The organism is uncultured Planococcus sp., from assembly GCF_947501725.1.
Taxonomy (GTDB): domain Bacteria; phylum Bacillota; class Bacilli; order Bacillales_A; family Planococcaceae; genus Planococcus; species Planococcus donghaensis_C.
The window spans coordinates 33,201-53,437 of sequence record NZ_CANMXD010000013.1 but is presented as its reverse complement, the minus strand read 5'-3'; the positions used below and the strand labels follow the sequence as shown (position 1 = coordinate 53,437).

Annotated in this window: 16 protein-coding genes and 1 other annotated feature; of the genes, 8 read left to right on the top strand and 8 right to left on the bottom strand. The window is 46.2% G+C overall.

The window, feature by feature from the left end; translation table 11 throughout:
* Positions 1-92 precede the first annotated feature (92 nt).
* Positions 93-1,091 (top strand): catabolite control protein A, encoded by a 999-nt coding sequence (gene ccpA, locus Q0785_RS17530; RefSeq protein ID WP_298833016.1) that lies wholly within the window; start codon positions 93-95, stop codon positions 1,089-1,091.
* Between the two features lie 190 nt (positions 1,092-1,281).
* Here ccpA and Q0785_RS17525 read toward each other — a convergent pair whose 3' ends face one another.
* From Q0785_RS17525 to Q0785_RS17515, 3 genes are read right to left on the bottom strand one after another with little or no spacing between them, the layout of a single operon-like run.
* Positions 1,282-2,433: an acetoin utilization protein AcuC gene (locus Q0785_RS17525; RefSeq protein WP_298833220.1), complete on the bottom strand. Its 1,152-nt coding sequence runs from the start codon at positions 2,431-2,433 to the stop codon at positions 1,282-1,284.
* Positions 2,430-3,074 carry an acetoin utilization AcuB family protein gene (locus tag Q0785_RS17520; protein WP_298833015.1) on the bottom strand — a complete coding sequence of 215 codons (645 nt, stop codon included), beginning with the start codon at positions 3,072-3,074 and terminating at the stop codon, positions 2,430-2,432. Before Q0785_RS17520 ends, Q0785_RS17525 begins: the two co-directional genes overlap by 4 nt.
* 23 nt (positions 3,075-3,097) lie before the next feature.
* Positions 3,098-3,730, bottom strand: a complete 633-nt coding sequence (locus tag Q0785_RS17515; protein WP_298833012.1) for a GNAT family N-acetyltransferase — start codon at positions 3,728-3,730, stop codon at positions 3,098-3,100.
* A 169-nt stretch (positions 3,731-3,899) separates the two neighbouring features.
* On the opposite strand from Q0785_RS17515, the gene acsA reads away from it, so the two are divergent.
* On the top strand, positions 3,900-5,618 hold the full coding sequence (gene acsA / locus Q0785_RS17510) for an acetate--CoA ligase (RefSeq protein WP_298833009.1): 1,719 nt from the start codon (positions 3,900-3,902) through the stop codon (positions 5,616-5,618).
* A gap of 93 nt (positions 5,619-5,711) precedes the next feature.
* Here acsA and Q0785_RS17505 read toward each other — a convergent pair whose 3' ends face one another.
* On the bottom strand, positions 5,712-8,708 hold the full coding sequence (locus Q0785_RS17505; protein ID WP_298833007.1) for a transglycosylase domain-containing protein: 2,997 nt from the start codon (positions 8,706-8,708) through the stop codon (positions 5,712-5,714).
* A 104-nt stretch (positions 8,709-8,812) separates the two neighbouring features.
* Positions 8,813-9,001 (top strand) — a binding site (T-box leader).
* A gap of 76 nt (positions 9,002-9,077) precedes the next feature.
* On the opposite strand from Q0785_RS17505, the gene tyrS reads away from it, so the two are divergent.
* Together tyrS and Q0785_RS17495 are read left to right on the top strand one after the other, a co-directional pair.
* Complete coding sequence (gene tyrS / locus Q0785_RS17500; RefSeq protein WP_298833004.1) at positions 9,078-10,343, top strand: tyrosine--tRNA ligase; 1,266 nt, start codon at positions 9,078-9,080, stop codon at positions 10,341-10,343.
* Between the two features lie 155 nt (positions 10,344-10,498).
* Positions 10,499-11,080 (top strand): general stress protein, encoded by a 582-nt coding sequence (locus Q0785_RS17495; protein ID WP_298833001.1) that lies wholly within the window; start codon positions 10,499-10,501, stop codon positions 11,078-11,080.
* A gap of 97 nt (positions 11,081-11,177) precedes the next feature.
* Here the strand turns inward: Q0785_RS17495 and Q0785_RS17490 are convergent, their stop codons facing one another.
* A complete protein-coding gene (locus tag Q0785_RS17490; protein ID WP_298832998.1) occupies positions 11,178-11,984 on the bottom strand; it encodes a cobalamin-binding protein in 807 nt (268 codons plus the stop codon).
* A 345-nt stretch (positions 11,985-12,329) separates the two neighbouring features.
* On the opposite strand from Q0785_RS17490, the gene Q0785_RS17485 reads away from it, so the two are divergent.
* Positions 12,330-13,172: an STAS domain-containing protein gene (locus tag Q0785_RS17485; protein ID WP_298832994.1), complete on the top strand. Its 843-nt coding sequence runs from the start codon at positions 12,330-12,332 to the stop codon at positions 13,170-13,172.
* Positions 13,173-13,472: 300 nt separating this feature from the next.
* Here the strand turns inward: Q0785_RS17485 and rpsD are convergent, their stop codons facing one another.
* Positions 13,473-14,075: a 30S ribosomal protein S4 gene (rpsD, locus tag Q0785_RS17480; protein WP_008429073.1), complete on the bottom strand. Its 603-nt coding sequence runs from the start codon at positions 14,073-14,075 to the stop codon at positions 13,473-13,475.
* A 450-nt stretch (positions 14,076-14,525) separates the two neighbouring features.
* Between rpsD and megL the strand changes: the two genes are divergently transcribed.
* Positions 14,526-15,734: a methionine gamma-lyase gene (megL, locus tag Q0785_RS17475; protein ID WP_298832983.1), complete on the top strand. Its 1,209-nt coding sequence runs from the start codon at positions 14,526-14,528 to the stop codon at positions 15,732-15,734.
* A gap of 73 nt (positions 15,735-15,807) precedes the next feature.
* Here the strand turns inward: megL and Q0785_RS17470 are convergent, their stop codons facing one another.
* A complete protein-coding gene (locus tag Q0785_RS17470) occupies positions 15,808-16,287 on the bottom strand; it encodes a GAF domain-containing protein (RefSeq protein ID WP_298832980.1) in 480 nt (159 codons plus the stop codon).
* Positions 16,288-16,411: 124 nt separating this feature from the next.
* Complete coding sequence (gene hisJ, locus Q0785_RS17465) at positions 16,412-17,212, bottom strand: histidinol-phosphatase HisJ (protein WP_298832977.1); 801 nt, start codon at positions 17,210-17,212, stop codon at positions 16,412-16,414.
* Positions 17,213-17,366: 154 nt separating this feature from the next.
* On the opposite strand from hisJ, the gene ezrA reads away from it, so the two are divergent.
* Together ezrA and Q0785_RS17455 are read left to right on the top strand one after the other, a co-directional pair.
* The gene (ezrA, locus tag Q0785_RS17460; RefSeq protein WP_298832975.1) at positions 17,367-19,070 is read left to right on the top strand and encodes a septation ring formation regulator EzrA; all 1,704 of its coding nucleotides are present in this window, start codon (positions 17,367-17,369) and stop codon (positions 19,068-19,070) included.
* 59 nt (positions 19,071-19,129) lie between these two features.
* Positions 19,130-20,233, top strand: coding sequence for a cysteine desulfurase family protein (locus Q0785_RS17455; RefSeq protein WP_298832972.1), 1,104 nt, complete (start codon positions 19,130-19,132; stop codon positions 20,231-20,233).
* The last annotated feature ends 4 nt before the right edge of the window (positions 20,234-20,237 follow it).

Below are 20,237 nucleotides of genomic sequence, written 5' to 3'. Positions count from 1 at the left end.
AAGCCGGATAACTCCGGCTTTTCTTTTTTTAGTTGATATTATTGAAGATTTTGTCGTATGATTAGAGAAAGACTGGAAAAGGAGGGCGCACAATGACCGTTACGATATACGATGTGGCAAGAGAAGCGAACGTTTCCATGGCTACTGTGTCACGTGTAGTGAATGCCAATCAAAACGTTAAACCTGCCACAAGAAAGAAAGTACTGAAAGTGATAGAAGAATTGGGCTATCGTCCAAATGCTGTCGCTCGTGGACTTGCAAGCAAGAAAACAACGACGGTCGGCGTCATCATACCCGATATTTCCAATAGCCTATATGCTGAACTAGCCCGTGGAATTGAAGATATCGCTACGATGTACCGCTACAATATTATTTTGTCCAACTCGGACCAAAACGAAAATAAGGAACTTCAGTTGTTGGAAACAATGCTCGGAAAACAGGTGGATGGAATTGTTTTTATGAGTGATGTAATTTCGACTGAACTTCTTTATGAAATGAAACGTTCTCCGACGCCAATCGTCTTGGCTGGTTCAATCGATGAATCTGCGGCGATTGCTTCAGTAAACATCGATTATTACGGTGCTGCCTTCGAAGCAGTTAAGAAATTTACAGACAATGGCCATAAGAAAATCGCCTTCATCTCCGGGCCGATGACTTCGATGATCAACAAAGAGTACAAGTTGAAAGCCTATAAAGAAGCGTTGGCAGAAGCAGGCATCGACTATGATGAAAATCTGGTCATTGAATGCAATAATTCGTATGATGAGGGGATTGAAGCCGTCCAAACATTGGCTCCCTTCGAACCGACTGCTTATTTTGTCAGCAACGACGAAATGTCTATTGGGGTCATTCATGGATTGGAAGAGCAAGGGAAGAAAATTCCGGCGGATGCAGAAATCATCAGCTATGAGAACTCCAAGCTGGCCCGTATGGCTCGTCCAATGCTGACATCTGTAGCTTTCCCGCTTTATGATATCGGTGCTGTTTCTATGCGTTTGCTGACCAAGTATATGAACAATGAAGAAATCGAAGAAAAGCAAGTAATTCTTCCATACCGGATCGAAGAAAGACAATCGACCAAAAACGATTAACAGCCGATTCCATTGTAAGAAAAAATGGGATCAGAACCAGGAAAACCTGTGCGGATAGAACCTATCCAGGCAGGTTTTCTTTTTCGTTCAGCTGACTTATGTAGGGGGGGAGTTAAAGTTCCATCGCCTGAAAGTAAAAGAGCCGGCGGGATTAATCCCGCCGGCTCTTTTACTTTGTCGATGAAGCTGGTCAGTTATTGCGGATCATATACAGAGCTTTGTTCAACATTTGAAGGTTTTTATCCGTAATTTCCGCTTTGCGCGGAATGGCTTTGTACATATTGGGTGGATCTTCCCAGGTATCGATCAACTTGACTGGAGATTCCGGTTGCCATTTCTCCATCCACGATTCCGGTAATTTGCCTGAAGGGAGGGGGATATTGTTCATCTCCATCCAGATTAATGACCAGGCTCGGGGAACAACGCGCCAAATATCGTAACCGCCGCCTCCCACAGCTATCCAGCGGCCCTCACAATACTCGTGAGCGAGTTCATGGGCGATCTTGGGTATTTCCTTGTAAATATTCATTGTACCGTATAAATGGGTCAGAGGGTCCAAATAATGGGCGTCAGCTCCGTTCTGTGTCAAAATAACATCTGGCTTAAAGAATTCAATGATTTCCTTCATGGAAGTACGATAAATTTCAAGAAAAGACTCATCTTCCGTAAAGGCATCTATCGGAAAATTAAAAGAAGTGCCATATCCTTGGCCACTGCCGCGCTCATTGATGTTGCCGGTTCCGGGGAACAAATAGCGGCCAGTTTCATGGATGGAGACAGTGCAGACATCGGGATCGTCATAAAAGCTCCATTGGACGCCGTCTCCATGATGGGCATCTGTATCAATATACAGGACACGGGCATTGTATTTGCTTTTCAGGTAATTGATGGCTACCGAGCTGTCATTGTAGATGCAGAAACCAGAAGCTTTGCCTCGGAAGCCATGATGGAGGCCGCCGCCTAAATTTAAAGCATGTTGCGCCTTGCCTTCCATGACATAATCCACCGCAGTCAATGTCCCACCGACTAAGCGGGCACTGGCTTCGTGCATGTTTTCGAAAATGGGTGTATCATCCGTGCCGATTCCATAGCTTTCACCGGCTTCCGGCGTTACTTGGCCAATACTTGCTTTTTTAACGATATCGATATACCGCTCGTCGTGTGCCAATAATAATTCTTCATCGGTCGCAATACGCGCAGGAACGATTAAATCATCTGGAAGCGCATTCATTTTTTTTAATAAATCAATCGTTAAAACCAGTCTTTTCTGGTTGAATGGATGTGTTTCAGAAAATTTATACCCCAATTGATCTTCTGAAAAGATGAATACTGCATGTTTCATTCGTTCACTTGAGGCATGCTTGGCCATAAGACATCGAATCCTTCTTTTTTCAGATCGCTGATGATGGCGAGTGGATTCATCGTTTGAACTCGGAAAACAAGGATCTTATTGTTCTTGTTTTCTCTGTCGGGGTAAACGAGGACACTCAGCACATTAACATTCTGTTCATGGAATACTTTCGAGACTTCATAAAGGATACCGGAGCGGTTCTTCACCCGAACTTCAATTTGGGATCCGGGTTGATGAGCGCCCGTCAATTCAATGAAGGTATACAAAAGATCTGTCTCTGTCAGGAAGCCGACAAGCTCCTGGTTGCTGACGACCGGAATACAGCCAATTTTGTGTTCGTAGAATATCATCGCCACTTCTTCCACGAAGTCGAGGGGGTGGGCTGTCACCGGATTGGGTGTCATGATTTCTTCGACTTTCTTTTTGTAAGGTTCACCTTTTGGAGACACCGTAAATCTTGAAGGGACAGCGTCTTTGAGGTCGCGGTCGGTCACAATGCCGACCACTTTGCCATCCTTCAAAACTGGTGCATGACGGATCCGCTTGTCTTTGAATAAGTCCATGATGTCCTGTACAGTCTGATCGGTACGTAATGTATAGACATCGGTTTTCATAATTTCTTCCACTAACATATGAACACCCCTTTTGAGTTAAATCAATACATATAGCGATTCATGAACCGCAGCTGATCAAATTTTTGGATCGATTCATTATCGACCCGGCTGCCGATTTTGGCCATTAGGCAATTGGCAGGATGGGAACTGATTTCGGGATCATCGGTGGCGTAATATTCCAAGCCGCCAGCCTGCATCATTTTCTCCATGATCTTTCGGTATTCCCAAACATTCAACCCGGTCCCTTTTAAATCCCAATGCCAATAGTACTCGGTCGTAATGACGATGAAGTCTTCAAAAGCGTCATCTTCCATCGAAATTTTCAATAATGATTTCCCAACCCCGCTGCCCCTATATTTCGGGATGACTTCAATCGCCCCAAGCTCGATCAGGTTGTCCATTTTGCCTTCTGACCAGCGTTCTAAAGGATCAGGATATAAGAAGGTGACATAACCGACGATCATATTCTCTTCTCGTGCGATGAGAATCCGCCCTTCCGGCAAATCAGCAATTTCCACAATCGCTTGATGCTGTTGAGCCGGTGGCCTGAAAGCGACCAGGTCTTCATGAAAATCAAGTTTGCTCAATTCTTTTCCGGGAATAGGACCTTCAATGATCAGAAGACCATGTTCGGTTTCCAGTTCCATGGAATTATACGTTTTTTTATGTTCCATCATTTCACCGCCTGTAGGATGCAATTAGCTACATTATACATGAACAAAACTGGATTTGGAAAAAGTCTGGCGAAACAAACTATAATTTTCTAAAAAGTTAAAATAATTAGCATTCAATTATGACAATGTTGTAGAATATAAGGTAATCGATAATGAAAGGGTGATCAGGATGAAAGTGGAAGCGTTACCAGCAAGAGCAGGGGTGCATCAATTACATAATTATGAAGAGATAGCTGCGAACTTCGACTGGGCTGAAGTCGAGAAAGAATTCAGTTGGTATGAAAGCGGAAAAGTAAATATGGCTCATGAAGCGATTGACCGCCATGCAGATTCCGATCGAAAAAATAAAGTGGCACTGTATTACAAAGATCAGAACAGAAATGAGACGTATACATTCTATGAGATGAAACGTATGACAAACCGTGCAGCCAATTTGTTGAAGGAGAATTCGACATTGGAAAAAGGAGACCGAATCTTTATTTTCATGCCGCGTTCTCCAGAATTGTATTTCCTTATGTTCGGGGCATTGAAAATGGGCCTTATTGTAGGGCCGTTGTTTGAGGCATTCATGGAAGGCGCCATCTATGACCGATTGGATGACAGTGAAGCTAAGTCGATCATCACGACGCCAGATCTGCTGGAGCGGGTGCCTTATGACCGGTTGCCGAATCTTGAAACCATTTTCCTTGTTGGAGATGATATCACTGAACAGGAAGGACAGATCGATGTGTTGAAGCATCTGCGTTCCCGTTCAGATAAATTCGAACTTGAATGGTTGGATAAAGAGGATGGCTTGGTCCTTCACTATACTTCGGGTTCTACAGGTAAACCAAAAGGTGTCCTGCATGCCCAGTATGCGATGGTGCAGCAATACCAGACCGGAAAATGGGTCTTGGACTTCAACGAAACCGATATTTACTGGTGTACGGCGGATCCTGGCTGGGTGACAGGGACGGCGTACGGCGTGTTCTCTCCATGGCTGAACGGTGTTACGACTGTTATTCTGGGCGGTCGCTTCTCCCCGGACGGCTGGTATCAAGCCATCGAGGATTATGGCGTCACTGTCTGGTACAGTGCACCGACGGCGTTCCGTATGCTCATGGGCGCGGGGGATGCGTTAGTGGAAGAATATGATTTATCGACGCTTCGCCATGTATTGTCAGTAGGTGAACCATTGAATCCTGAAGTGGTCAGATGGGGAGCGCAGGTTTTCGATCGACGCATCCATGATACTTGGTGGATGACTGAAACGGGTGCACAGACAATCTGTAATTATCCAGCAATGGACATAAAGCCTGGATCTATGGGTAAACCAGTACCGGGCATTAAAGTTGCTATCGTGGATGACCAGGGCAATGAATTGCCGCCTAACCAAATGGGCAATTTGGCGATTGAAAAAGGCTGGCCAGCGATGATGCGCCAGATTTGGAATAATCCTGCCAAATACGATTCCTATTTCCTGAAGGATAAATGGTATGTGTCAGGAGATTCAGCTTATATGGACGAAGAAGGTTATTTCTGGTTCCAGGGACGTGTGGATGACGTCATCATGACGTCAGGTGAGCGTGTCGGACCGTTTGAAGTGGAAAGCAAGTTGCTGGAACATCCAGCGATTGCAGAAGCTGGGGTCATCGGCAAGCCGGATCCGGTCCGTGGAGAGATCATCAAAGCATTTGTCGCTTTGGTTGACGGTTATGAACCTTCTGAAGAATTGATAGAGGATATCCGCCAATTCGTCAAAAAAGGCTTGGCTGCGCATGCAGCACCACGTGAAATCGAGTTTAAGGATAAACTACCGAAAACACGTAGTGGTAAGATTATGCGCCGGGTGCTGAAGGCTTGGGAGTTGGACTTGCCGACAGGTGACTTGTCTACAATGGAGGACTAAAAGTAAAAAGAGCAGCAAGCGAAATTTCGCCTGCTGCTCTTTTTTATAGAGAAAAAGACCGACTCGCATAACACGCGAGTCGGTCTAAATGTGTTAAGCCGCATCATCTTCAGCTGGCTCTTCCGGTTCTTCAGGTTCTTCCGGAGCCGGTTCTTCTTCGGTCGGCTCTTCCGGTTCTTCTTCAGGAGGAGCTTCCTCTTCCTCTGCTGGCGGCGTTTCAACTTCTTCTTCAGCAGGTGTTTCAACTTCCGCTTCCGGCTCTTTCTCTTCCGGTGGCGGGGTCGGTTCTGGTTTTGGTTCCGGTTTCGGTTCAGGTTTTGGTACAGGCTTTGGCTTCGGTGCAGCGATGCTGACACTGTTTGAAGCAGCCGATTGCTTGCCTGTAATATCCACAGCTACTACGGTGTAACTTCCTGCGCCAGAAGCGGTATAGGAATTACTTCTTGCTTCTGATATGGAAGCGACACGCGTACCGTTTTTGTATACGCGGTATCCGACTACATCATTTGAACCGGAATTGGTCCAAGTAATTGTATTTCCACTGATTGCAGCTCCTACACTTCCAGGAGCGACGCCATCGGCTTTGAAACTTGCACCTGATGCAACTGAAGAGAATCTGGAGTTGCCAGGGAACAACTTGCCGGCGTCTCCACCGAATGGCGCCATCATGCGATCAATGTATTTCTGTGAAACCGAGATTCCTCCGCCTGAAGTGAATTCACTTGGCGTGCTGGACAAAGCAGCATAACGTTTTCCGTTGATTGTGGTAAACGAACCACTTGTTAAACTGTCATCCGCTTTTGTCGGAACCATGGCATCCGCATTGAACAAATCAGATGTCACGAGGCCGGCTGCTGAACAGGCTCCGCCTGGTGCAAGACCTGAAATGCTGCAGAACGACCGTGTTACGACGCCTTTCGGAGCTTTGAATGTTTCATTGGCTCCGATCAAATCAGGTGTAGTTTGATAAGTTGAATTCATCAGGCTCGCCCATAACTGATTAACGCGTAGGGAAGGAGGCAAATTGACATTTTGGAAATTGTCGAGTGAATACTTTTCACGGTCATATCCAAGCCATAGGCCCATTGTGATGTTCGGATTATATCCTACTAGCCAAACATCTCTTGTTTCTTGTGTAGTTCCTGTTTTACCGGCAAAATCAGCGCTGAAATTCAGCATGTCATTGGCACGGTTGGCTGTACCCCTGTCTGTTTTGAAGACATCCCGCAGCATGTCTGTCAGGACGTAGGCTGTTTGGGGGGTATAGATTTCCTGTTCTTCGGTTTCGTGTTCAAAAACAATATTGCCATCCGCATCTTCAATGCGCTGGATCATATACGGTTCAATTCTTTTGCCGCCGTTGGCGATAGTGGCATATCCACTGGTAAGCTCTTCAACAGACCCTTCGATTCCGCCGCCCAAGGCCGTTGAAGGATAATAATTTTCTTTTTCTTCAACTTGGGAGAAGCCGGCATTGATCAAATAATTGATCGGCATTTTCTCTCTGATTTGGCCGAATAGGCGAAGGGCAGGCAAGTTCTGTGACTGTGCCAGTGCATCGCGTGCAGGCATGATGCCTTGTTCGCTTGAGGCGATGAAGTTGGCCGGAGTCCAAGGTGTGCCGTTATCATTTAAGGTGAACTTTACATCGACAACTGGACTTCCGGCACCGATGTTTCCATATTCAATGGCTGGTCCGTAAACGAGTAAAGGTTTTACGGTAGAACCGATTGAACGGTATGCTTGGGTTGCATGATTCAATTCTTCTATTTCGTGGTCACGGCCGCCTACAAAACTTAAAATGCGCCCAGTCTTATTTTCGAGCATCATGCTTCCGACCTGGACGGGAAGTTCTTTCATTTCCTCTTCGCCGTCTTCGTTGGTTGATGGTACCGTTAATGTTGTGCCGTAGCGCGTGTAGGCGTCTTTTGCTTCTTCGTGTGCATCGAATAGCTCTTTATTGATGGTCGAGTGTATGCGGTAACCGTTCGATCGGACTGCCCGATCGGCTAGAATTGCGTATTCTTCATAAAGCTTGTCATTTTCTTCAAGCGTTGCCGGATCGACACCATCTTTTTCAGCAAGAATGTCCATGATGATCCGAGCCGCCCGTTTTTCAACTTCTACGGTGACAAATTTGTAGTTCTCGCGTGCACGGGATTCTCGTGGACGAAAATCCTTTACGATATCGTAGGCAAGGGCTTCATTGTATTCTTCTTCTGTAATGTACTCGGTTTCTTTCATCCGAAACAACACTGTTTTCATCCGGTCGATTCCGGGTTGCAATCCTTCAGCTTCTTTTGGTTCACCACTTGAAGTGTAAGGGGTGTAGCGGAAAGGGGCTTTTGGAATTCCTGCGATGAAGGCTGCTTGCGGCAGGTTCAATTCACTTGCTGACACATTGAAAATGCCGTTGGCCGCAGTTTCAATCCCGGCGATGTTAGCACCGGTATAGTTTCTGCCGTAAGGGATGATGTTGAGATATGCTTCCATGATTTCGTCTTTTGTCATGAATTTTTCAAGGCGCATGGCAAGCAGGATTTCTTTTGCTTTTCGTTCATAGGAAACTTCGTTCGTCAAAATCTGATTCTTGATCAATTGCTGGGTCAGCGTCGATCCGCCTGTTTGGCTGTCGGAATTCGAGACATCTTGCAGCAGACCGCGAAGAATGGCTTTCGGCACAATTCCTTCGTGTTCCATGAAGTATTCGTCCTCGGTCGCAAGGACAGCATCAACGGCTACATCGGAGATTTTATCAAGTGATGTCTCTTTCCGTTCCAGATCTGTCTGGATTTTCCCGATATACACTTCATTATCGAAAAACATTTCGGAGGTTTCTTCATAGCTGTAGATTTCCCCACGCATTTCATCGGGAGTCCGAAGCTTTTCTTCATCCACCAGCGAAGCGAAATAACCCGCCCCGACTGATGCGGCGAAAACTCCGCCTGTCACCAACACTATTGCCAGGATCAATGCAAGATTCCAAATGACTCCTGATGTGATGCTCAGTCGTTTGAACCACTTTGTCGAGGTCCATCTATCGGTTGTTTCCTCAGCTTTACTTATCCAATTTTTCATTTTATCACGCACGTTATCGCCCTCCTAAAATCCATTATATTATATCATATTCTCATAACTGTACCTAAACTTATTGACAATGCTATATAATAAAGTAAACTACTAGTATATTTCATATTAAAACGATGAAGAGTCCGAAGTAGAACGTGTGATTTTGTTTAGAGAGCCGGTGGGTGGTGTGAACCGGTCAAAGTGCATGGATCGAATTACAGGCTTGGAGTTTACGGAAGTGCCCCGTTCGGCACATGATGAGAGGGAGAATCTATTCTCCAAGCTGGGTGGTACCGCGCAATTGCGTCCCTGCATGAATTTTTCATGCAGGGGCTTTTTATGTGGATTTTTATCGCTCCCATCGTCTCAAACTATTAAGGAGGAATTGGAATGACTAACAAATTAATTCAGGATTTACAATGGCGGGGGCTTCTATACCAGCAAACCGATGAAGAAGGCATGGAGAAATTGCTCGACGACCAGAAAATTTCTTTATATTGCGGAGTGGATCCCACTGCAGACAGCATGCACATCGGGCATATTGTTCCATTATTGACGCTGCGCCGCTTTCAGATGCACGGCCACCAGCCGATTTTATTGGTTGGCGGAGCGACCGGCATGATCGGAGATCCTTCAGGACGGAACGAAGAGCGCCAACTGCAGACGACAGAACAGATCGACCGCAATGTTGAAGGGATCAAAGTTCAAATGGAGCAGATCTTCGACTTCCAATCGGAAAACGGAGCGAAAATGGTCAACAACCGCGATTGGGTCGGCAAGATGAGTGTCATCGAGTTCCTTCGCGATTACGGTAAATTGATTTCGGTCAATTACATGCTGGCTAAAGATTCGGTGGCCACACGCTTGGAAACAGGAATTTCTTTCACGGAATTCTCCTATACGCTGATCCAGGCAATCGACTTTAACCATTTGTACAACGAGCACAATTGCCGCATCCAAATCGGCGGATCTGATCAATGGGGCAATATCACTTCCGGCCTTGAAATGATCCGCAAGACGCATGATGAGGAAGCTAAAGCATTCGGCATCACCATACCGCTTGTCACAAAAGCGGATGGCACAAAATTCGGCAAATCAGCCGGCGGCGCTGTTTGGCTGGATCCGAAAAAAACAACGCCTTATGAGTTTTACCAGTTCTGGATCAATGCAGCGGATGCCGATGTCATCAAATACTTGAAGATCTTCACCTTCATCAGCCGTGAAGAAATTGAAGCGTTGGAAGTTACAGTAGAAACGGAAGCACATTTGCGGAAAGCGCAAAAAACGTTGGCCGAAGAAATGACCAAACTGATCCATGGTGAAGAAGCGCTGGCTGATGCGCAACGCATCACAAAAGCTCTTTTCAGTGGAGACTTGAAAGCATTGTCGTCTTCAGAGATGAAAGCGGCATTTAAGGATGTTCCATCAGTGGAAATGGTAAAAGAAAGAAAATCCATCGTCGACTTGATTGTAGAAGCCGGTATTTCTTCATCGAAAAGACAGGCGCGTGAAGATGTTACAAATGGAGCGATTTCTGTAAATGGGGAAAAAGTGACGGATTTGGAATACGTCGTTGATGAAAAAGATCGGTTGGAAGACGCCTTTGCCATCATCCGCCGCGGCAAAAAGAAATACCACATGGTGCAATTCCAATAAGAAGCCTTGGAACAGGACAGCCGGATTTTTTCCGGGATGTCCTGTTTTTTTAGTTAACTGAAAAATGTGGAATCGGGGTTTATTCGGCAAGTCAGCGGGTAACATGGGAAATGAACGACGATTGACTTTACTAAAACTTCAAGGAGGCGTTAGAAATGTCAAGAGTAGTTGGATCTTATGAAACAGAAGACCAAGCCATCCGTGCGATTGAAGAGTTGCAGCGGGAAGGGTACAACAGTGAGGAAATATCAGTTTTGAGTAAAGATAAACGCGAAACTGAAGCTGTTGCAGAAGAAACCGGAACACAGGCAGGAGAAGGGGCTGCTGCGGGTGCAGCGACAGGCGGAGTATTGGGCGGACTCGGTGGAGTGCTTGCCGGTATCGGTGCATTGGCCATTCCTGGAATCGGCCCTATTGTTGCAGCTGGCCCGATAGCAGCTGGATTGACAGGTGCTGCAGCCGGTGCTGGGGTAGGCGGACTTGCAGGTGCTTTAATCGGCATGGGAATACCGGACGAAGAGGCGGAGCGGTACGAAACGCATTTTAATGAAGGAAAAATACTGGTGCTGGTCGAGGATGACAGAAGTTCGATACCTGACCGCAATGACCGGGACGCATTTACAGCAGAACGCGATCCACTTATCGGAAATGATAGAACGACGACGATAAGAGGTGACCGGAGCCGTGTGGATAATGATCCGCTGGACGGCGGACGTCGCGGGCAAGCTGGATTGTAGATTGAAGAGATAGAAAAAAGGCCATCCTCGATTGGATGGCCTTTTCGATTGGAAAACAATCAGTTTAACGGTTGGCTCCGTCGATCAACATATAAATTCAAATCTGCTTTTCTTTTATGAAACGCGGCAGTTCCATATCATGGAATTCCTCAGGATGAATTAATTTACCCAGGCGGATGGCCCCTTCAATGAGCCTTGGGGAAGGGCGGCAATAGAGTTCTTCCTCCATGACATGGATATGGTCTATGGCTTTCATTTCATTCCATCCGGGACGTTTTTTGACAAGTTCCGGTTTGACTTTCGAGCTCAAGACGCCGACCCAGGCAAGCAGGATATAATCAGGTTGGCGTTCGCGTACATCAGCCCAATCTGTTTGGATATTGGCGGAATCGGTCCCGTCGAATAGGTTGCGGGCACCTGTCATGCTGCTGATCTCCGTCAGCCAATTGATGTTGCCGGGAGTGAAAACAGGCTTTGGCCACCATTCCCAGTAAAGGGAAGGGCGGGATCCTGCTTTTTGTCCCCGTGATTTGATGTCTTCGATGACGTCCAGGTATTCAGCATGTACAGCATTGGCGTCTATTCCACAGGCCTCAGCCACTGTCAGCAGATCCTGTCCGATTTCCTCCAGTGTTTGGGGATCGAGTACAAGGTGGGGGATTTTTCTTCGAACCAGTTCGTCGACGTTCTTTTCCATACCTGGAACACTCAGAGAGGCCAAAACCAGGTCAGGTTCCAATGCCTCGAGTTCATCCATCCGGATTGAAAGGTCAGGCCCCAACCGCGGCAATGCCGTGATTTCTTTTGGCCAGTCAGAAAAATCATCGATGCCGACCAGCAGGTGTTCAGCATCCAAAAACGCCAGTAATTCTGTATTGCTCGGACAAATTGAAATAATTCGCATCCGGCTCCACCTCCATTTTTCATTAGTTTAACATGTATCAATAAAAAACTTCTTCTCAATTGATGAAATTATGCAAACAAAGTATGATAAAGGAGACGGTGAATTAACCGATGCCGATGCATATCCTCTTTTTAAAGCGGTGGAGACCGTGATGTCGAGTGTTTAACTTGCCGGCAGATGGGTAGGGATAATGAGTGGAAGAAAATGCAATTCATTATGATTAAATAAATAACTGAAGTGAAATTTTAAGTGAGAGCGGGGTGAAGCTATTGCCGGAGGGGCAGAAGAGTCTACTGGATTGAGTCATCTCAGTTTCTTCTGTCGATTTATTGCAATAGCTGTTAAATGTTGAAAGATCAAGACTTATTTGAACACCTAAGCAACCGAACCTGGGAAATGACAGAGGAGTGGTATAGTTCTTTAGATAAAACTAAAGCTGGAGTCTATAGTTCGACCGACCCCGAGAAAGTCGCTTTGCTGAAAAAACAGAACCACGAATTCCATGTGCGATTTTGTGCCATGTTCGAAAAGGAAAATCATGAGTTTGTTTCGGATTTTCAGGATTGGATAGAAACGATCGCAAAAGATGACGCGCACCTGGATACGCCGATTGTAGAGGTCATCGGAGAGTTTTTCCGGACGCAGCAGCAGTATCTCGAGGAAATAGGAACCTATGCTTTAAGCCATAAAGATAAGGTGAGCCACGAAAGGTTAGTGGAATGGACGAAAGCAGTCGTTCAAACCATCAGCAAAGTCATCGTTGAGTTCACCGACAAGAATTCAAGAGCCGCAGAAAAACGGATGAATTCCCAGCAACAGATGATCGTGGAAATGAGTGCCCCGGTTATTCTGCTGGCTAAAAAGACCGGCATGCTGCCATTGATCGGTGAAATTACACCGCACCGGGCAGAAATCATGTTCGAAAAAGCGTTGGCGCAAAGCTCCAAGCACAACCTGGAAAAGCTGTTCATCGATTTGTCCGGCGTCCCGCTCATCGATACGATGGTGGCCCAGCAGGTATTCCAGCTGATCAAAGGGCTGGAGATCATCGGAGTGCAAGTGGCATTGTCAGGCATCAGTCCGGTCATCGCCCAAACGGCGGTGCAATTGGGCATTAAGTTCATCGATATCGAAGTTTACAACACACTCGCTCAAGCATTGAAACAAAATAGAGTCCATTTAGTATAAATACAGTGGAAATCCCCAGAGCGGTCGGCGGCTCCGGGGATTTTTTTATGCGTTTTGCGTTGTTGTTTGCGCAATACGTTGGTTTGCTAGCGGAATACTGATTTTATTTGCGGAATCGGGCTAGTTGTTTGCGGTATAAAGAGTTTGTTTGCAGTAAACCGCAGTTTGTTTGCAGTAAAGAAAAAAATGCCTCCCGGAAGAGGCCCGTACAAAGAATCCGGAAAAACGAAAAAACCCCCGAAACCATTGAATTAACAAGGTTTCGAGGGTTTTCGATACTACCATTACGTAATTTTTCAATTAACGTGAGTAGTACTCAACGATCAACTGTTCGTTGATTTCAGCAGACAATTCGCTGCGCTCTGGAAGGCGTACGAAAGTTCCTGTTTTGCTATCAGTATCGATAGTTACGTATTCAGGAACAAAGTTGTTTACTTCGATTGCTTCGTTTACTACATCAAGGTTGCTTGATTTTTCACGGAAAGCAATTGTTTGTCCTGGTTTCACGCTGAATGACGGAATGTCAACGCGTTTGCCATCAACAAGGATGTGGCCGTGGTTTACGATTTGGCGAGCTTGGCGACGAGTGCGCGCAAGGCCTAAACGATAAACAACGTTATCAAGGCGAGCTTCAAGAAGGATCATGAAGTTTTCACCGTGCTTACCAGGCATTTTGCCGGCTTTGTTGAACAAAGTTTTGAACTGACGTTCGTTAACTCCGTACATGAACCGTAGTTTTTGTTTTTCTTGTAGTTGCAAACCATATTCAGAAACTTTTCTGCGTTGGTTAGCACCGTGCTGACCTGGTGCGTAAGGGCGTTTTTCTAATTCTTTACCTGTACCTGTAAGGGAAATTCCCAAACGGCGTGACAGTTTCCATGATGGACCTGTATAACGAGACATATAAGTCTCCTCCTCTGTTTTTGGTTTTTAGAGTAAAATAAAAACCAGATGCATTCATGCTGCAAGCCATTTTATATTCTTGTACCTTCGCTCAGCAGCCAAAGAGTTACGCGATACACCTGCTATGTCTAGCCTTCAGCGCCCAGATTCTCGGATCATAAGCCACTCCGGCTATGCGGCCCAAAAGCCGCTTCACCGGATCGTCTTATGCCTGTCGAATCTGAACGGGCGCTTGCGCTTTCCTTTTGAGGAATAAAATGGACGAACACGCACATACAACTGCTGCGATTATTTTACACAAAGCATAGTATAACCGATTTTGGATCCTTAAGTCAACTGGAAGCCGGGAGATAGTTGGAAGCGCCGGCTTCCTTTTTTATATCGTTCAATGTAGAATGAAATTAAGGTGATATGTAAGCGCTTTCTATTTTAGCTAAGGGGTGGATTTTGATGAGAGAAAAAGAAATGAATATCGAGACGGCGGTTATCCATAAGGGCTATGACAGCTCTAAGCACCACGACAGTTTGGTGACACCGCTTTATCAGACCTCTACGTATTCTTTTGAGAATGCAGAGCAGGGAGAGGACCGGTTTGCAGGGAATTGTGAAGGCAATATCTATTCGCGGCTCGGCAATCCGACAGTCCGTGTACTTGAGGAGCGGATGACGGAAATCGAAGGGGGCGAGGGAGCACTCGCTTTCGGTTCGGGGATGGCTGCTGTCAGTGCCACTCTGATTTATTTGACCAAAGCGGGCGATCACGTCCTTTGCTCGAGGGGGATTTATGGCTGTACTTTCGGCTTGCTGGAAATCATGGAAGAAAAATATGGGATTACGCATGATTTGGTGTCCATGACAACCGAGCAGGAAGTGGAACAGGCAATCCGACCGGAAACTGTGTGCATCTATGTGGAAACACCGATCAATCCGACGATGGAACTTGTGGATCTGCAAGCGGTCATGGCAGTAGCGAAAAGACATGGCATCCGCGTCGTAGTGGACAACACCTTCAGTTCACCTTACCTGCAGAATCCATTGCGGATGGGTGCGGATTTCGTTTTGCACAGCGCAACTAAATACTTGAACGGCCATGGGGATGTAGTCGGTGGAGTGTTAGTGGGGCGGGATGCGGATGAAATGCAACATCTCCGGATGACGGTCCAAAAGGACGTCGGCGGCATCATGTCACCTTTTGATGCCTGGCTATTGCTCAGAGGAATGAAAACTCTGCATGTACGGATGGATCGGCACGTCGCCAATGCCAAAGTAGTATTGCGCTTTTTGAAACAACAGGAAATGGTGAAGAAAATCTATTATCCTTTCGACGATCAGCACCCGCAGGTTGAAATTGCCAAACGGCAGATGCGGCAAGGCGGAGGGTTGATTTCCTTTGAAATCGAAGGCGGCAAAAAAGAAGCGCAAGCTTTCCTCAATGCGCTGTCACTCATTAAGATTGCAGTCAGCCTGGGTGATGCAGAGACGCTGATCCAGCATCCGGCATCGATGACGCATGCGGTCGTGCCACCTGAAAACAGGCTGGCGATGGGCATCAGCGATTCCTTGTTGCGGCTGTCGGTCGGACTGGAGCACACGGATGACTTAATCGAAGATCTGGAGAAGGCATTTGAAAAAGTAAAACCAAAACTCCAGGAAATTTAGAAACGGACGGAAACAGCTTTTAGCCTCTAAAAAAAGACCCTGGACTCAGGTATCCGAGTCCAGGGTCTTGCTATTAAAGATGCTTCGCTAAAACCTCAGCGAAAAGTTCCAGACCTTGCCGATCTTCTTCCGTAAAGCGGCTCAGTTCCGGGCTGTCGATATCAAGGACGCCAATCACTTGGTCTTCTTTCATCAACGGAATGACAACTTCCGAACGGGACGCAGCGTCACAGGCGATATGGCCGGGGAATGATTGGACATCGTCTACCAGTATCGTCTTCTTGTCGGAAACCGCAGTGCCGCATACCCCTTTGCCGACGGGAATACGGACGCATGCCGGCAGCCCCTGGAAAGGACCGAGTACCAGCTCGCCATCTTCCATCAAATAAAAGCCAACCCAGTTGGTGCGTTCTAGAAATTGGTTAAGCAAAGCAGAAGCGTTGCTCAAATTGGCGATGCTATTGTTTTCGCCTTCCAATAAAGCTTGCAATTGCTTTGAAAGCATCGTGTATTGTTCTAAACTGCTGCCGCTGTAATCGGTTTGTGTAAACATGGATGATTGCCTCATTTCGTTTTGAGTTTGATGTGATCTTAGTATTCAAAAACCACCTGTTCTTATTAGGAAGAAAATCCGGAGGCGGTTGCATAACGCAAATGCAATTCTATAGATAACCGTGTCAACTTAGATAAGTATAAAATTTCTCATGATGCTTATGCAAGCCATTGACATTATGGGCGTCTGATCCGAAGACCAAGGGAATACCGAGTGCTTTGGCATATTCGATAAAAGGGAGCGGCGGGTAAGCTTCCTGGCAATCCGGTTTTGATAATCCGGCACCGTTGACGTCGAGCTCGCAGCCGGCTTTCTTCATTGACTGCAGGATATGGCGAATCTGTGCGCTGTCGTCGATCTTCTCTCCGTGTGCCAATTGGAATTTATGGATCAATGTCGGATGGCCGATCCGCTTGGGTTTGAATGGTCCCAGGTCGGCTTGGATGGATGCTTCCACAGTATCATAATAAAGCTGGTAGGCAGCCTCTACAGAACCGATTTCCGCTGCGAGTTCCGCAAATACTTCCTTGCTGAAATCGGCGCAAAAATAACGGTTATCCGCTTGGAGAAAGTGGACGGATAAAATCGCATCGTCAAGGCTCGGGCCGATAACGTCCAAAAAGGAACGAATCTCATTTTCATATCCTGCAATAAAGTCGACTTCCAATCCTACACGGATGCGGATATCCTTTTGATAACTATTCTTCAGCTGCGTAATTTCATCCACATAAGGCATTAGCTGTTCCATGCTTATACTGCTGTCTTTATCAGGTGTAGGATCTGTAAAATTAACTGGGAGCGGTGCATGTTCAGTAAAAGAAATATCTGTGAATCCGGACTTTATCGCTTTTTCAATATAGGATTTGGTTGAGTCTTTTGTCCCGTGAGGACAAAAGTGTGTATGAATATGACCGTCTCGTTTCATCTAAAACATCCTCTTTTCCGTCTATTAAAAAATATAATCGCTTTTCTTCTAATTTGGCAAACAAAAGAGTAGAATACATGTTAAAATAAAAGAATCATGAATACATTTACTTATAACTGGTAATGTGATTTTGGAACAGGGGGCTATATGACTTATGATGGAGTATATCATCATTGCGGTCATCATTCTATTAGCGATAATGATCATCGGCTTTATGTTTCGCAAAAAACATTTGGCTGAAATTGAGCGCTTGGAACAGTTAAAACTGCAAATACAAAATAAACCGATACTTGAAGAACTGACAAAAGTGAAACAATTGAACATGAATGGCCAGACGGAAGAAATGTTTGAACGCTGGCGCAACGTATGGACAGAAATCATGGATGTGCACATTCCGAAAATTGATGCTTCCTTATATGATGCTGAAGAGGCGATCAACCGCTTCAGATTCAATAAAGCGACAAAGCTTGAACAGGAAACTGAAATCAAGATAGATAATGTCGATCAACAGATGAATGGTATTTTGGTGGAACTGGAAGAATTGATCGGCAGCGAAGAAAAAAACCGCAGCGAAATCGACCTCATCCAGGAAAAATATCGCCGCGCACGTAAAAATCTGCTGGCTCACCAGCATTCATACGGTGCTGCAGCTGCACCGCTCGAGAAGAAACTCGAGTCATTCATTCCATTATTCGATGAATATGAAAAGTTGACCAACGAAGGCAATTACTTGAAAGCCCGTGAAATTGTCATCAGCCTATCTACTGAAGGCGAAGAAGCATTTCTGTTGGTCGACGACATTCCACCGTTATTGGCGGATGTCCAAACAAAAATCCCTTCTTATATCGCGGAATTGCGTCAAGGCAAGAGCGAAATGGAAGAACAGTCCTATTACCTTGGGCATTTGGAATTGACGCTTCAATTGGATGAGATGGAAGAAGAGCTGGAAGTGCTGAAAGAGAACATCGCACAACTGGAAATTGCCCAAACGAAAATTGCAGTGGAAAAAATGAAGGACCGGATCGATTCGTTTTATGAACTTCTTGAAAAAGAAGTGGAAGCGAAACATTATGTCGACGAATATCGAGTGGATACAGAACGCCATCTGGAAGTTGTGGCACGCGATACGAAGGAAATGGAAGAAGAATGCCGATACGTTCAGCACAGCTATAAAATCAGCGAAAGCGAAGCGGCCATTCCGAAGTCCTGTATGGAGAAGATGGAGCAATTAGCGAAACGCTACGACCTGCTCCGTTCACGTCTGGAAGAAGACCAATCGGCGTATTCAAGCCTTCAGGAAGAATTGGTTCATATCCGTGAGGATCTGTCGATTGTCGATTCGACACAAATTGATTTCATGACGGCATTGAAGAGTCTCCGTATCGAAGAGAACAATGCACGCGCTAAAGTGGAGCAGCTGAAACGTAAATTGCAGGAAACGGATCGCATTCTGCACAAGGCCAATATCCCAGGCATTCCCGAAGATATGGATGTGCGTCTCGAAGAAGCTGAAGAACAACTTTTTGTTGTGATTCAGTCCTTGCGCGAAGTGCCATTGAATATTAAATTGGTCGATAATTATATGGAGCAAGCTGAGAAAAGCATTGATGACGTCCATGCAAAAGCGGTCGAAATGGTTGAAAATGTATTGTTGATCGAACGCATCATCCAATATGGCAACCGTTACCGTAAATCCAATCTGCAATTGGATGCCAAGCTGGAAGAAGCCGAAGAATCATTCCGCCAGCTTCGTTACACCAAAGCATTGGAAGAAGCGGCTACTGCAGTCGAAAACTTTGAACCCGGTTCGATGAAACGCATCGAAGTGCTCGTCAAAGAAGATGCGTGGCGCATCTAAAAACAACATGTAAAACCACCAGCATATGAGCTGGTGGTTTTCTTTTCGGAGGTGGAAAAATGATTTATCTGGATAACAGCGCAACAACACAGCCAAAAAAAGAAGTGCTCGATGCATTCGTCAAAGCAAGTGAGCAGTTCTACGCCAATCCGGCATCTTTGCACGTGATGGGCAATCAGGCAGAAGACCTGCTGGAATCTGCGCGAAGCCAACTGAAAGAATTATTGAACATGGATCGGATCGTTTTCACTTCCGGTGGAACAGAAGCAAATAATCTGGCATTGATCGGCACAGCCAAAAGCTACCAGCACCGGGGCAAGCATATCGTCACGGCTGCAACAGAGCATCCATCCGTCTTGAACAGCCTGGCTGCCCTTGAGCAGCAAGGCTTTGAAGTGACGCGTCTGCCTGTTGGGCATCACGGGGAAATCGATGTGGATGAGTTGAAGAATTCATTGCGAAGCGATACGATTCTGGTATCGCTGATGCACGTCAATAATGAAATCGGGACCATTCATCCGATTTCTGAAATTGCCCGTCTGCTGAAAAAACGCCGGATCATCTTCCATGTGGATGCTGTCCAAAGCATCGGAAAGTTGGCGTTCGATCCATCGAGCATGCCGGATCTATTGTCCGTATCGGGGCACAAGGTCCACGGACTGAAAGGCAGCGGGTTACTGGCATATTCCGGCGTCGAATTGCAGGCCATCCAGTATGGCGGAGGGCAGGAGTCGGGAATTCGCGGCGGGACCGTTTCCGTTCCGAATGCAGTCGCTTTGGCAAAAGCCTTAAGACTGGCAAAGCCGAATCCGTTGCATCTGCAATGGAATAAAACCCTGCGCCAGTTTTTTTCGGAGTTCGACGGCGTGAAGATCGTCAGTCCTGAAGGAGCGGCTCCGCATATTTTGGCGGTGGCGGTTAAAGGGATTAAAGGGGAGATTCTTGTATCGGGGCTGCAGAAAGAGTCCATCATCGTCTCCACTTCAAGCGCCTGTTCATCTAAAAGCCGGGATACGAGCCATGTGATTCAGGCGATCGGCCTGCCGCGTGAATTCAAAGACGGCGTCATGCGCATCAGTTTTGGCGCTTTTACAACCGAACAAGACATCAGCGCGCTGCAGAGCGCATTTCAGCGGGTATACCGCATAATTAAAGGAGTTTAACCTG

Excerpts from the sequence above, each read along its gene's own strand:
- ccpA (WP_298833016.1), top strand. The coding sequence starts at position 93 with ATGACCGTTACGATATACGATGTGGCAAGAGAAGCGAACGTTTCCATG.
- Q0785_RS17525 (WP_298833220.1), bottom strand. The coding sequence starts at position 2,433 with ATGAAACATGCAGTATTCATCTTTTCAGAAGATCAATTGGGGTATAAA.
- Q0785_RS17520 (WP_298833015.1), bottom strand. The coding sequence starts at position 3,074 with ATGTTAGTGGAAGAAATTATGAAAACCGATGTCTATACATTACGTACC.
- Q0785_RS17515 (WP_298833012.1), bottom strand. The coding sequence starts at position 3,730 with ATGGAACATAAAAAAACGTATAATTCCATGGAACTGGAAACCGAACAT.
- acsA (WP_298833009.1), top strand. The coding sequence starts at position 3,900 with ATGAAAGTGGAAGCGTTACCAGCAAGAGCAGGGGTGCATCAATTACAT.
- tyrS (WP_298833004.1), top strand. The coding sequence starts at position 9,078 with ATGACTAACAAATTAATTCAGGATTTACAATGGCGGGGGCTTCTATAC.
- Q0785_RS17495 (WP_298833001.1), top strand. The coding sequence starts at position 10,499 with ATGTCAAGAGTAGTTGGATCTTATGAAACAGAAGACCAAGCCATCCGT.
- Q0785_RS17490 (WP_298832998.1), bottom strand. The coding sequence starts at position 11,984 with ATGCGAATTATTTCAATTTGTCCGAGCAATACAGAATTACTGGCGTTT.
- Q0785_RS17485 (WP_298832994.1), top strand. The coding sequence starts at position 12,330 with ATGTTGAAAGATCAAGACTTATTTGAACACCTAAGCAACCGAACCTGG.
- rpsD (WP_008429073.1), bottom strand. The coding sequence starts at position 14,075 with ATGTCTCGTTATACAGGTCCATCATGGAAACTGTCACGCCGTTTGGGA.
- megL (WP_298832983.1), top strand. The coding sequence starts at position 14,526 with ATGAGAGAAAAAGAAATGAATATCGAGACGGCGGTTATCCATAAGGGC.
- Q0785_RS17470 (WP_298832980.1), bottom strand. The coding sequence starts at position 16,287 with ATGTTTACACAAACCGATTACAGCGGCAGCAGTTTAGAACAATACACG.
- hisJ (WP_298832977.1), bottom strand. The coding sequence starts at position 17,212 with ATGAAACGAGACGGTCATATTCATACACACTTTTGTCCTCACGGGACA.
- ezrA (WP_298832975.1), top strand. The coding sequence starts at position 17,367 with ATGATGGAGTATATCATCATTGCGGTCATCATTCTATTAGCGATAATG.
- Q0785_RS17455 (WP_298832972.1), top strand. The coding sequence starts at position 19,130 with ATGATTTATCTGGATAACAGCGCAACAACACAGCCAAAAAAAGAAGTG.